The sequence below is a fragment of the Pseudomonas sp. E1MeOHC2 genome (assembly GCF_058745025.1).
On sequence record NZ_CP196675.1, the window covers coordinates 300,662 to 312,881 of the forward strand.

Annotated in this window: 10 protein-coding genes and 1 tRNA gene; 3 read left to right on the forward strand and 8 right to left on the reverse strand. The window is 64.6% G+C overall.

Annotated features, from left to right (window positions below; genetic code table 11):
- Positions 1-77 precede the first annotated feature (77 nt).
- The 7 genes from ACSSU5_RS01285 to ACSSU5_RS01315 all read right to left on the reverse strand — a co-directional run bounded on the left by ACSSU5_RS01285 (position 78) and on the right by ACSSU5_RS01315 (position 6,416).
- Positions 78-1,046, reverse strand: coding sequence for a Csu type fimbrial protein (locus ACSSU5_RS01285; protein WP_492560438.1), 969 nt, complete (start codon positions 1,044-1,046; stop codon positions 78-80).
- Positions 1,043-3,286: a fimbria/pilus outer membrane usher protein gene (locus tag ACSSU5_RS01290; RefSeq protein WP_492561294.1), complete on the reverse strand. Its 2,244-nt coding sequence runs from the start codon at positions 3,284-3,286 to the stop codon at positions 1,043-1,045. The genes ACSSU5_RS01285 and ACSSU5_RS01290 overlap by 4 nt, the downstream gene beginning before the upstream one ends.
- 162 nt (positions 3,287-3,448) lie before the next feature.
- The gene (locus ACSSU5_RS01295) at positions 3,449-4,225 is read right to left on the reverse strand and encodes a fimbrial biogenesis chaperone (protein WP_264312625.1); all 777 of its coding nucleotides are present in this window, start codon (positions 4,223-4,225) and stop codon (positions 3,449-3,451) included.
- A 39-nt stretch (positions 4,226-4,264) separates the two neighbouring features.
- Positions 4,265-4,768 (reverse strand): Csu type fimbrial protein, encoded by a 504-nt coding sequence (locus ACSSU5_RS01300; protein WP_264312624.1) that lies wholly within the window; start codon positions 4,766-4,768, stop codon positions 4,265-4,267.
- Positions 4,769-4,771: 3 nt separating this feature from the next.
- Positions 4,772-5,305 (reverse strand): Csu type fimbrial protein, encoded by a 534-nt coding sequence (locus ACSSU5_RS01305; protein ID WP_264312623.1) that lies wholly within the window; start codon positions 5,303-5,305, stop codon positions 4,772-4,774.
- 18 nt (positions 5,306-5,323) lie between these two features.
- On the reverse strand, positions 5,324-5,860 hold the full coding sequence (locus ACSSU5_RS01310; RefSeq protein WP_264312622.1) for a Csu type fimbrial protein: 537 nt from the start codon (positions 5,858-5,860) through the stop codon (positions 5,324-5,326).
- Between the two features lie 28 nt (positions 5,861-5,888).
- Positions 5,889-6,416 carry a Csu type fimbrial protein gene (locus ACSSU5_RS01315; RefSeq protein WP_492560439.1) on the reverse strand — a complete coding sequence of 176 codons (528 nt, stop codon included), beginning with the start codon at positions 6,414-6,416 and terminating at the stop codon, positions 5,889-5,891.
- Between the two features lie 293 nt (positions 6,417-6,709).
- On the opposite strand from ACSSU5_RS01315, the gene ACSSU5_RS01320 reads away from it, so the two are divergent.
- Genes ACSSU5_RS01320 through ACSSU5_RS01330 form a run of 3 tightly spaced genes read left to right on the forward strand, consistent with a single transcriptional unit; the run spans position 6,710 to position 11,838 of the window.
- Positions 6,710-8,959: an ATP-binding protein gene (locus tag ACSSU5_RS01320; protein WP_492560440.1), complete on the forward strand. Its 2,250-nt coding sequence runs from the start codon at positions 6,710-6,712 to the stop codon at positions 8,957-8,959.
- A gap of 15 nt (positions 8,960-8,974) precedes the next feature.
- Positions 8,975-9,436 (forward strand): response regulator, encoded by a 462-nt coding sequence (locus ACSSU5_RS01325; protein WP_264312619.1) that lies wholly within the window; start codon positions 8,975-8,977, stop codon positions 9,434-9,436.
- Between the two features lie 14 nt (positions 9,437-9,450).
- The gene (locus ACSSU5_RS01330; protein ID WP_492560441.1) at positions 9,451-11,838 is read left to right on the forward strand and encodes a hybrid sensor histidine kinase/response regulator; all 2,388 of its coding nucleotides are present in this window, start codon (positions 9,451-9,453) and stop codon (positions 11,836-11,838) included.
- A 107-nt stretch (positions 11,839-11,945) separates the two neighbouring features.
- Here the strand turns inward: ACSSU5_RS01330 and ACSSU5_RS01335 are convergent.
- A tRNA-Gln gene (locus ACSSU5_RS01335) sits at positions 11,946-12,020 on the reverse strand.
- Positions 12,021-12,220: the final 200 nt, after the last annotated feature.

Here is a 12,220-nt window from a genome sequence, read left to right on the forward strand (position 1 = left end):
AGCGGCTCACCTGTGGCAGACAAGTGTTTTACCTGTGGGAGCGGGCTTGCCCGCGAAGAGGCCGGCACAGAACAACGCTAGAACTGCACATCCAGCGTCACATTGTCGGTATAGGTCGCCGCCGGCGGTGTGGCCTGGTCGGTGTAGACCTTGGCGTTGTAGTTGAACACCTGGCTGCCCGCGCCGGTCCCCGCCCCGGGGTTGATATCGGCATCACTGCTCGACCGCCGGGCACCGGTGACCGAGCCCCAGCGCACCGCACTGGCGCTCTTGAAGATATCGTAGGCCAGGTAGTTGTTGGCTGAGGACTTCATTCTGCGCCGCCCGCCCGACACGTTCTGCCCGTCATCCAGCCCCACCGTGTAGCTGGTGCCTTTGGTACAAATAAGGCTCACCCCCTGGTTTACCGTGGCGAATCCGGACACCACCGGTGCACTGCCGAAGCTGATAGTGGGTGTGGTGATCTGGCAGTCGTTGCTTACCGTCAAGCTGACCGTGAGGGGCTGAGTGCCGGCGCTGTTGTCTTTGCCAATGCACAAACCGCCAATGCCTATCCCTTCGCAGTAGTTCCAGGCCCAGCTGACGCTCAGCGTCTCCTCGTAAAGCCCCGCCGCGACGTTACTGTTGATTTGCGTACGCATGTAAATCGGCACCGCCTTGGGCGTACCGTTGAGCAGCCCCAGCAGGTCGAGGATACCGTTACGGGCGAAGTCGTAGGCCACGCCACGGGTAATCGGGTAGTTGGTGCTGCTGTCGGCATACAGCGTGTAGGGAATGACGTCACCGGTGGGGCCGACCAAACCACCGGTGGCCGGCAGAATAGTTGCTTTGAAGGTATCGCCGGTACCGAGCACATTGAGCACCGAGCCGTTGCATTGCAACCCCGAATTGCTGCTGGAGGCGGTCTGTACCGTGCTGCGCACCAGGGTCGAGCTGATGGTGCCAAACGCCGCGGGCGAGGTTGGCACCGACGTGCACTTGGCCCACACCGTACCTGCCGGCAGCAGCAACGCGCACGCCCACAACCCTCGCTGCCAGGCCCTCATCGGCACACCAACGGGCCAATCAAGGGGACCGAGCCCGTGCCTTCGGGCAAGTCGAATTCGACCTGGCAATGCCCGCCGCCTTCCAGCTCCACCTGCAAGCGGTTGTGCGGCGACAGGTTCTCCAGGTACACCAGCCCATCCCAGCCGACGACCGCCAGGCTGCCGCTTTGCTCATGGGTCACGCGGCTGCCGAGCTTGATCACCTGCTGGTTGCCATCCACCAGTTCGATGCTCGCCGCCAGCACCCGCTTGAGTGGGAACTCCAGCAGGTAGCCGCTGCCCCGGCGCACCGCCACGCGTTGCTCCACCTCCGGCGCCAGGATGTCGGGCGGCAGGTCCATCGGGTCGATTTCATACTTGCCCCGGTAGTAGCCGCTGCTGTACGGCACCAGCAGGTGGCCGCCGCTGTCGGTGCGGCCGATCTGCTGGTTCTCGTAGCGCACCGGCACATCGGCATAGCCGTTGGTACTGACCACCACGAAGGCGTCGTCGATGCGGTTGGCCGCGAACACCCCGGCGTCCATCCACACCAGCGAGCCGCTGGCGTCTGCCCAACGGGTCATCGCGCCACTGCTGCCATACACACCGGCCTGCAACTGCACCGACTGCAGGCGCCAGGTGACATCGGCCTGACGATAGGCATCGCGGTTGCCACCGGTGGCGTAACCCAGGTTGTAACCCACACCACCGCCCACCGGCACCGCACGGCTGTAGTTGACCCGCTGCAGGTCCTCGCCTTCCTTGCTGCGCTCCGCACTCAACGCCAGGGTGCCATTGAAGTCGAACGGCATGACCAGTTGCGCCTGCACGGCCCACTGGCTGTCACCGACTTCGCGGTTGGCCGACAGGTAGATGCTGCTGTTGCCCCACAGCGATTTGCTCCAGCTCAGGTTGATCAGGCGCGTGCGCGAATCGTCTGCGGCGCGTACATCGAAGTAGCCGGCACCGAGGCTGCCGTATTCGTTGAGGTTGAGGCTGACGGTGACTTGCTCGCTGCGTTGGCTCAACTGCATGTCGGGGCTGTCGACCCGCGACAGGTCGGCATAGTCGCCATGGCGCTGCAGGCGCTGGTAGCTGAAACCGATGCGCTGACTGTTGTACTGGTAGCCGAGCGCGACTTGATGGCCCTTCTCGCCCTCGAACTGGCTCTGCGCCAAGGCCGCATTGAGCACCCCGAAGTTGCCCACGCGCATGTTGCCACCCAGGCCGCCCAGCAACAGCGATTCGGCGGTTTCGACGTGGCTTTCGAGGGTAAAGCTGTCGCTGAGGCCGTAGCGCAGGCTACCCGAGGCGACGCCTGGGCCGTAGCTGAAATCGCGCACCGCATAATCGCGGCGCAGGCTACCGGCAGCCACCGAAAAGTCCGACAGGCCTTTTTGCAGCAGGCTGCTGGTGACATAGAACGGCAGCGTAGTCGACACCTGCCGGCCAAGGGCGTCAGTGGTCACCACCACCGCCTCGCCGGCGCCGTTGATGAACGGCACGTTGGTCAGGGTGTAAGGGCCTGGCTGCAATTCGGTGGTGCTGGACTTGTAACCGTTGATAAACAAGTCGAGCGAGGTGGGTACGGCTGCTTCACCGGCGAAGGCGGGCAACGGATAGGTGACCAGGTCCGGGCGGGCAGCAAAGTCGCGCGACAGTTGCAGGCCGCCGACCCGCACCGAGCCGGTCCAGGGCAAGGCGCCGGTGACGAAATCACCGGCTTCATAGCTGAGCAGCCGTTGTTCATCGGTGAAGCGCCAGGTGCTGTCGTAACGCAGGAAACCCTGGCGCGTCTGGTCGGCCTGCGCACCATTGAACGACTGGCGCCACTGACCGGTGCTGGAGAACGTACCCCAGCCGTCGAACAGGCGCAGTTCGTTCCAGGCTGCCAGGTAGGTGCCTCCCTCATCGGTATCGTTGAGGTACAGGTCGTAGTTGAACAAGACGCCGAAGCTGCTGCGCGCATCGCTGGCAGGGTACAGGTTGCGATCGCCGACCTGTTGGCCCGGCAGCCAGGCCGGTGGCACCTGCAGCAACAAGCGCTGGTTCTGGCTGTCGTAGTCGGTGTGCAGGCCTGGCACCTCATCCAGGGCCAGTTCGCCTTGGGGGTCACCCGGCAGGCTGATACCTGCAGCGCGCAGCACATCACTGCCCAGGTACAGGTGCCCGGCCCGTTGCTGCACGGGGACCAGCTCAGCCTTGGGCATCTGGTTCACCATCAGGTCGAGGTACAGCGTGGCGTCGGCGTTGACGGACATCTCCGTGGGCGGCGGCGGCAAGTCGTCGGCCAGCACCAGGCCGGGGCCGAACAGGGCCAGCCCCAGGCACCAGCGGCGCGTCGTCGCCGACAGCCATTTCACACACGGCTTCCAACCATTGCCGGGTCCTCCCTGGCCCCTGCCCTTCATTCAGCCGCCGACTCATTGGCCTTGGCGGATGGCATCCGCCGCATTCTGGCCATTGACCCGCCCCTTCAGCACACTGCCGGCGCTCGGCGCCAGCGGTGCAGGCCAACGCATGCTGGCACCGGGCAGCACATAGCCCAGCAGGCCTTCGGCCAACGGTTTGCTCTGGCTGCCCTGCTGCACCACCATATCGGTCAGGCGCGCGTGCACCGGGCCGGTGTTGCGCAGCTCCACATAGGGCTTGCCCTGCACCGTCACCGCGCGCCAGCTCAGTTGCGGCTTGCCCACGCCCTCGGCGTTGCGCTTGCCTTCAGGGTCAGCCTTGCCCCACAACCCTTCGCCGTAGACGAACAGCGGCACCGAATAGCGCATCTGCAGGCGGATTGCGGCGGTGGCGCCCTGGCTGGCGCTGTCTGCCGGTATCGCGGGGGGGATTTCGTCGATGATGATGCGGTAGGCCTGTTCTTGGCCGGCGGGCGAGCTGCCGGTGCGCGTCAGGCGGATCAACTGCTTTTGCCCAGGGGCGATGTTGGCCACGGGCGGGCTGCCAATGATGTCGCGCTGCGGCTGAAACTGCTCCTGGTAATCCCCCTGGCGCCAGGCGAACACCCGCACTTGCAGGTTTGCCGGGGCGCTGCCACGGTTTTCCAGCCACAGTGCGCCGGCCTTCTGGTCGGCCTCCAGTACTGGGTCAATCGGCCAGATCAGCACCGAGGTGGCGGCCCCCGCCGGCAGGCTTGCCAGCAGCAACAACCCGATCAATCCACGCGCCCACTTCGCGCCTGCCCCCATGCCACTCTCCTTAGATTGATGTCATTGGTGCTGGCGGTATCACCAGGTCACCGTCACTTGCACTACATCGGTGTAGGTGCCTGCCGGCAGTGTGCCGGTCAACTGAACGCGGCCGTACACCGGTAATTTGATGGCCGTGGGGTCGGTGTAGCTGACCGCCACGCTCTGGCCGATGCCGAAGGCCTGGCTGTAGGCCGCATCGCGGTACAACTGGTAGGCCAGCACGTGCGTGCTCCCCGTACGTTTGAGGTTGCGGACACCGCTGGCGTTGTTCTGGCCGCCGTCCAGGCTCATGCTCAGCGCCACGCCCGGGGTGCACTGGAAGGTCACGGTGGCGCCCCCTAGCGAGGTGCTCAGGGTGCCGCTGGCCAGCGCTGACTGGGTGCCAAAGTCGAGCACGCCGTAGTTGGTCACGCCACCGACCACCAGGCATCCGGCGACGATCTGCGCAGCCACCTGGAAGGTACTGGTGGGCACCGCGCCCAGCGGCGTAGCCAGCAGCACACCGATACCCGTGAGGCCACCTGCGAGCCAACCGCGCATGGCTCAGAACGTCAGCTCGACCGCCACGGTGTCGGTGTACACCCCCGCCGGCAGGCCCGCCTTGCCCCGTGCCTGACCGTACAGGTTGACGCTCTGGGCCACGCCGGTGCTGGTCGGCAAGGTGATGGTGGCGTCGATGACCAGTACCTGGGTGCGCCCGGTATCGGTGTAGAAGTCATACGGTACGAAGTTGCCGGCACCGTCGGCGAGTGCGCGTGTACCCCCGCTCGACTGGCCATCGTGGCTACCGGCCCGCACGCGGATCGCCGGGATGCTGCCCGCCGAGCACAGGATGCTCAGGGCGCTACCCGTGCCGCCTAGCACTTGAGCATTGGCGCTACTGAACAGGGCATCCTGGGTACCGAAGTTGAGGGTACCGAAGTTCAACCCTGAGCTCGCGGAACTGCCGTTGACCTGGCAGGCCGCGATCAGTGTCAGCGTCGAGGTGATGTTGCCGGTCACCGTGGCCGCCTGGGCCTGGGAGGCCAAGGCCAGGCCCAGGCCGGCGAGGATGCAGTGGGTGAGGTTCGTTCGCATCGGAGTCTCCTTGCGTGGTTACCAGTCCAGGGTCACTCTCAGGGTGTCGCGGTACAGCCCGGCAGGCAGCGCGCGCGGTTGCGCCACTACCACGCCGTAGATCGGAATCGGAATCTGCTGGGTGCTGCTGATGGTAAAGGCACGCGCCTGACCGATGCCGTAGCGGCTGTTGCCACCCGGGTCCACCGCCAGTTGATAAGGGATCAGTTCGCGGCCGTTGCTCAGGCGCCGCACACCGTCACCGCCATTCAGGCCACCGTTGATCCGCACATTGAAGGCCCGGACCTCGGGCGTACAACTGATCTGCAAGCTGCCCTCCCCGGCCACTTCGTCGACCCGGCTGCGCAGCGGCTGATCCCAGCTCGGGCCACGTTCGCCGAAGTCCATCAGGCCAGGGTTGCCCAGGGTCGCGGGCTGATCGGTGCCGCTGCTGATCTGGCAGGCCGCACTGATCACCAGCCGTGCCTGGATGAACCCGCTGGTGGTGCCATGGGCCGCCCCCCCGGGCAGCAGCAGCGGGCCGAGCGTAAGCAGCAGGATCGAGGTGCGGTTCATGGCGTCGCGTCCTTGTGCATGGGTGTCCTTACCAGGTGACCGTGATCTTGAGCAGGTCGCCATACAGGCCTGCCTGAGGTACCCAGGCCATCGTGTCGATACGGGCGTACAACGGGAGTTCGATGGAACCGCTGCTCGGCACCCGCGCCGAGTGCGCAACATCGACCGCCAGCGGTTCGCGCCAGGCGGCGTCACGGTACAAGCGGTAAGGAATGGGCCGGGCTGTGGCGTCTTCGCTGGCCAAAAATCGCAGTTCACCTGCGCCGCCGTGCTGGCCGCCATCGACCCGCACCTGATAAGGCGTGTCGGGGTTGCATTCCAGGCGTGGCGGCCGCTGGCTGAACAGTGCACCGCTCAAAGGCGCGCCTGGGCCATCCAGCCGCGCAGCACTGCCCAGGTCGATCCGACCCAGCGCTTGTGCCCCGGCATCCGGCGTTTGGTTGACCAGCAGGCAGCCGCACTGCACCAGCACCCGCACTTCAACGAGAAAGTCCGTGGCTACGGCACTGCCGCTAAACAACAGGCCCAACAACGCGGCCAAAAAGCGTTCCGTCACTTGATAATCCTTGTCGCTGTGTGCTGACCTGAGCGTAGCAGCGAGGTGGAATAACAGTGATGGCCTCAAGCCATTTTTTTGTATTAGCAATAAAGCGATAGCGCGTACTTCAAGCCACGCCGACAGTTGCCAGGAAAAAATCTTCAACGTCAGCGAACCCCTCGTCACACAGTGCCTCAAATGGCCATGAGCCGGCAAATCAGCCGACATTCTGGTACGGTGCAGGCCAACCATCGTCCTGCACCAGACACAAGCGGCACACATGGACAGGCAGGACAGGAGCGTTTTCATTGATGACTGCAGACAAGCCACTCGCCGAGGCCTTAGAGCGCTGTGCCCAGGAGCCGATCCAGGTGCCTGGCAGCATTCAGCCCCACGGGTTTCTGCTGGTGCTGGATGAAACGGACCTGCATATCCTCCAGGCCAGCGAAAACGCCGAGCACTGGCTGGGCCTGCCAGCCAAAGAACTGCTGGGCTGCCCATTTGCCGGCCTGGTCAGCGACACCTTCGACATGCGCGCGCACCTTGCGCGCCTGCCTGACGACGAGGGCTTTCCTTTTCATATCGGCGACGTGCACCTGCGCCATGGCGCCCCCTGCAGTGACAGGCTGCGGGTGCTCGCCCACCGTCACGACCAGGTGCTGATCATCGAGTTCGAGCCCGTGCGCGTGCCTGCGGACCTTGCGGAACAAGGCGACTACTACCCGCTGGTGCGCAGCTTTGTCGGCAGCCTGCACCTGGCTGCCAGCCTTGAGGAGCTGCTGCAGCAGTCGGTGGAACAACTCAAGCGCATTACCGGGTTCGGCCGGGTCAAGGCGTACCGCTTCGATAGCGAAGGTAATGGTCAAGTGCTGGCCGAAGTGGCCGACCCAAGCTACCCCAGCTACCTGGGCCTGTGCTTCCCCGCCTCGGACATCCCGCGCCAGGCACGCGAGCTGTATCGGGTCAACCGTATCCGCGTGATCGAAGACGCCAACTACCAGCCCTCCAAGCTGCTGCCCGCCACCAACCCTCGCACCCGCAAGGCGCTGGACATGAGCTTCGCTGCACTGCGCAGCGTGTCGCCGGTGCACCTGCAATACATGCGCAACATGGGCACCCTGGCGTCAATGTCGCTGTCGATTGTGGTCGACGGGCAGTTGTGGGGGCTGGTGTCCTGCCACCACGCTCAACCGCGCCCGGTGGACCTGCGCACCCGCACCGCCTGCGAACTGCTGGCCAGCGTGTTGTCGCTGCAGATCGAATCGCGTGAGTCCCACGCCAGCACGCGCACATTGCTCGACCTGCGCCAGCACATCGTGCGATTGATCTCGTCGATGGCCGACCGCGACAGCGTCAGTGACGGCCTGCTCGACCTGCCCGACGTCCTGCTGCAGTTCGCCGGCGCCAGCGGCGCCGCGGTAATCTCTGCCGACCGCTGCGACCTGATCGGCAAGACACCACCGCAAGCGCAAGTCACGGCGCTGGTCCATTGGCTGGCCCGGCGCGGTGAAGACACGGTGTTCCACAGCGACAACGTACGCCGCGACATCGACGAGCTGCCCGAACTGGCAGCCCATGTGGGTGGTGTGCTGGCGGTGGCTATCTCACAAATTCATTCGCACTACCTGCTGTGGTTCCGCCCAGAACACGTGCGCACCGTGAACTGGGCTGGGCAGCCGAGCAAACAGGTCGGCCCACAGGGCCAGCTGGACCCGCGGCACAGCTTCGAGCGCTGGCAGGAGGAGGTGCGCGGTTTTTGCCAGCCGTGGGACCCGTTGATCGTTGAAGGCGTGCTGGAGCTGCGCGCTGCCGTGCTCGGCATCGTCCTGCGCAAGGCCGAGGAGCTGGCGCAACTGGCCGGCGAACTGCGCCGCTCGAACAAGGAACTGGAGGCTTTCTCCTACAGTGTGTCCCACGACCTGCGTGCGCCCTTGCGGCATATCGCCGGTTACACCGAGCTGCTTGGCGAGATCGAGGGCCAAGGCTTGAGCGAGCGCGGTCGGCGCTTTTTGCAGCATATTGGCGAAGCCGCGCATTTTGCCGGCAGCCTGGTAGACAACCTGTTGAACTTCTCGCAAATGGGCCGCTCGGCCCTGCGCCTGTCGGATGTCGACCTCAATGCCTTGGTCGACGCCATTCGCACCGAGCTGGCACCGGACTACCAGGGCCGCGACATCGTCTGGGACATCGCCCCTTTGCCCAAGGTGATGGCCGACCCTGCATTCCTCAACCTGGCACTGCAAAACCTGATCAGCAATGCCATCAAGTACACCCGCGGCCGCGACCCCGCACGCATCGCGATCCGCGCCCAGGAACACCAGGGCGAAGTCGAGGTGTGCATCCGCGACAACGGCGTGGGGTTCGACATGGCCTACGCCAACAAGCTGTTCGGCGTGTTCCAGCGCCTGCACCGCATGGAAGATTTCGAAGGCACCGGGATCGGCCTGGCAAGCGTGCGGCGTATCATAGAGCGCCATGACGGCCGCGTCTGGGCCGAAGGCCAGATCGACCAGGGCGCCAGTTTTCATTTCACCCTCCCGCGCCCCGCCGCGACTACATGAGGCCCCTGTACCATCATGCTCAAACCCATCCTGCTGGTAGAAGACAACCCCCGGGACCTGGAGCTGACGCTGCTGGCTCTGGAGCGCAGCCAGTTGGCCAACGAAGTCATCGTGCTGCGTGACGGCGCCGATGCACTGGACTATCTGTTGCGCCGCAATGCCTATGCCGAACGCGACGGTGGCAACCCCGCGGTGCTGTTGCTGGACTTGAAATTGCCCAAGGTCGATGGCCTGGAAGTACTCAAGGCAGTACGCGCCACCCCTGACCTGCGCAGCATCCCGACGGTGATGCTGACGTCGTCGCGGGAGGAGCCCGACCTGCTGCGCGCCTACGAACTGGGGGTTAATGCCTACGTGGTCAAACCCGTGGAATTCAAGGAATTCGTCGCCGCCATCTCCGACCTGGGGGTATTCTGGGCCGTGCTCAACGAACCGCCACCCGGCTCGCTGCGTCTGACCCGTCGCGGCAGCAACTGAGGGCCACCGCCAAGATGCTGCCAACGCCGCTGAAACTGCTGATGGTCGAAGACAGCTCGATGGACGCCGAGCTGACCTTGCTGCGCCTGGAGCGCAGTGGGCTGCACGTCCAGTCGCACCTGGTGTTCGACCATGTCGGTGTCGAACACGCCCTGCGTGAGGCTCACTACGACCTGATCCTTTGCGACTGCGTGCTGCCCGGCTCGTCCGGTACCGACGTGCTGGCCATTGCCCAGCGCCTGGCGCCGGACACCCCGTTCATCTTCCTTTCCGGTATCTACGGCGAAGAGCACGCAGTGGAGATGATCCGCCTGGGTGCCACCGATTATGTACTGAAGAAAAACCTGCCACTGCTGCCCAAGGCCGTGCGCCGGGCGCTGACCGAAGTGCAGGAACGCCAGCGCAGGCGTCGCGCCGAAGAAGCGCTGGCAGATGTGGAAGCGCGCGCCCGCATCGCCATCGACGCCGCCGGCATGGGCACCTGGGACCTGCGCCCACAGGAAGGTCTGCTGCTGTGGGACGACCGCTGCAAGACCTTGTTCGGGCTGCCCACCAGCACCGAGATGACCCTGGACGTGTTCTTTGCCGGCATCTACCCCGAAGACCTGGCCATGGTCCACGACGCCGTGCAGCATGCCATGCGCCCCGAGAGCGACGGCCACTACCGGGTCGAGTTCCGTATCGCGCAACCCAACGGCCTGGAGCCCCGCTGGCTGCTCAGCAGCGGCCAGAGCCAGTTCGTCGATGGCCAATGCGTGCGCTTTTCCGGCGTACTGCAGGACATTCATGCCCAGCGCCAGGCGACCCAGGCCCTCAAGCAACTCAACGAGATGCTCGGTGAACGGGTCGAGCGCCGTACCCGAGAACGCGACCGCGCCTGGGAGCTGTCACAGGACTTGCTGGCGGTGCTGAACAAAGACCTGACCCCGGTTGCGCTCAACCCGGCCTGGGAAGCCAGCCTGGGCTTTTCTCGCGAGCGGCTGAGCCAGACCTCGCTGCTGCACCTGCTACCCGAGCCTGATCAGGCGCTGTTGCTCACCGAACTGGCCGCCCTCGCCCATGGCCGTACCAGCGCGCGCTTTGTCGGGCGCATCCTGCATGCCGGCGGTCAACAGCGCTGGCTGTCCTGGGTGGTGGTACCGGAGGACACCCTGTTGTATGTGGTGGCCCGCGACATCACCAGCGAGCGTGAGGCCGCGCTGGGGCTGGCCGAGGCCAACACCCGCCTGCGTGAGCAAATCACCGAACGCGAACGTATCGAGGCGGCGCTGCAACAGATGCAGCGCCTGGAAGCGGTCGGCCAGCTGACCGCTGGTGTGGCTCACGACTTCAACAACCTGCTGACGGTCATCCTGACCGGTGCCAGCTTCCTTGAACGCGACCTCAACAAGGCCGACCTGGACAAAGCGCTCACGCGCCTCACGCACATCCGCGAAGCCGGCGAACGCGGTGCCAAGCTGACTTCGCAGCTATTGGCGTTCTCCCGCCGCCAACGCCTGGAACCGGTGCCACTGAACCTGAACCGGACCCTGGCCGGCCTTGAGGAGCTGCTGCGCCGCACCCTTGGCGGTAACGTTTCGGTGCGCCTGGACCTGGACCAGCACCTGTGGCAGGCACTGACCGATCCGACCCAGACCGAGATGATCATCCTCAACCTGGCGATCAATGCCCGCGATGCCATGCCGGACGGTGGCCAACTGACCCTCTACACCCGCAACACCCACATCGAGGCCCGCCCGCAGCGCCCGGAAGACCCTGACCCTGGCGAGTACGTGATGCTGAGCATCCGCGATACCGGCTGCGGCATGAGCGAAGACGTGTTGGCCAAAGTGTTCGAGCCGTTTTTCACCACCAAGGACATCGGCAAGGGCTCGGGGCTTGGCCTGGCCCAGGTGTTTGGCTTTGCCAAGCAGTCGGGCGGCGGCGTGCGTATCGATACCGAGCCTGGGCGCGGCACCCAGGTGGCGGTGTACCTGCCCGCGGTAAAGGGTGACGAGCAGAGCGAGCCGGTGGCGCACGTGGCTGGCCAGCCGATCGGCGACAATGGCCACAACCACACGGTGCTGCTGGTAGATGACGACCATCTGGTTCGCGACATGCTCGGCGATGTGCTGCGCCAGTATGGCTATCAGGTACGCCAGGCGCACAGTGGCGAGCAGGCCCTGGCGTTACTCGACGACGGCATTGACCTGCTGCTGACCGACTTCGCCATGCCCGAATTCAACGGCGCGCAATTGGCCTTGGCCGCTCGCGAGCGGCACCCGCGGTTGCCGGTGGTATTTCTGACGGGTTACGCAGAACTGGAAGGGCTGGAGTTGCCGGGTAGCCTGGTGATTCAGAAGCCGGTGCAGGCTGATGAACTGGCGCGGGTGCTGGGTGACTTGTTGGGCGCCCAGGTGTAGTTCCCCTCGCCGGCTTGCCGGCGACGGGGTTACAAACGGCAGAAACGACAAAACTCAGCGCTTATCTTGCTAAGCACCGAGTAGAAATAAGTGTTTGATTCAGAAAATGGCAGGGGCGGCTGGATTCGAACCAACGCATGGCAGGATCAAAACCTGCTGCCTTACCGCTTGGCGACGCCCCTGTATCGGATGCAGCTAATGCTGCTCTGACAATTCCAACTGTGTGACAACTGGGTTGTTGTCTTGGAATGCGCGGCACTTTAACAACATTATTTGCGTCTGTGAACCCCCCGATGTAAAAAAAATGCTTTAAAACAGCAAGTTAGTCCCTTCCCCCGGGCAAGGCCGCAGCGCCAACCGGAACGTAAAGGCTGAATGCCAG

Excerpts from the sequence above, each read along its gene's own strand:
- ACSSU5_RS01290 (WP_492561294.1), bottom strand. The coding sequence starts at position 3,286 with ATGTCCGTCAACGCCGACGCCACGCTGTACCTCGACCTGATGGTGAAC.
- ACSSU5_RS01325 (WP_264312619.1), top strand. The coding sequence starts at position 8,975 with ATGCTCAAACCCATCCTGCTGGTAGAAGACAACCCCCGGGACCTGGAG.
- ACSSU5_RS01305 (WP_264312623.1), bottom strand. The coding sequence starts at position 5,305 with ATGCGAACGAACCTCACCCACTGCATCCTCGCCGGCCTGGGCCTGGCC.
- ACSSU5_RS01300 (WP_264312624.1), bottom strand. The coding sequence starts at position 4,768 with ATGCGCGGTTGGCTCGCAGGTGGCCTCACGGGTATCGGTGTGCTGCTG.
- ACSSU5_RS01330 (WP_492560441.1), top strand. The coding sequence starts at position 9,451 with ATGCTGCCAACGCCGCTGAAACTGCTGATGGTCGAAGACAGCTCGATG.
- ACSSU5_RS01285 (WP_492560438.1), bottom strand. The coding sequence starts at position 1,046 with ATGAGGGCCTGGCAGCGAGGGTTGTGGGCGTGCGCGTTGCTGCTGCCG.
- ACSSU5_RS01320 (WP_492560440.1), top strand. The coding sequence starts at position 6,710 with ATGACTGCAGACAAGCCACTCGCCGAGGCCTTAGAGCGCTGTGCCCAG.
- ACSSU5_RS01310 (WP_264312622.1), bottom strand. The coding sequence starts at position 5,860 with ATGAACCGCACCTCGATCCTGCTGCTTACGCTCGGCCCGCTGCTGCTG.
- ACSSU5_RS01295 (WP_264312625.1), bottom strand. The coding sequence starts at position 4,225 with ATGGGGGCAGGCGCGAAGTGGGCGCGTGGATTGATCGGGTTGTTGCTG.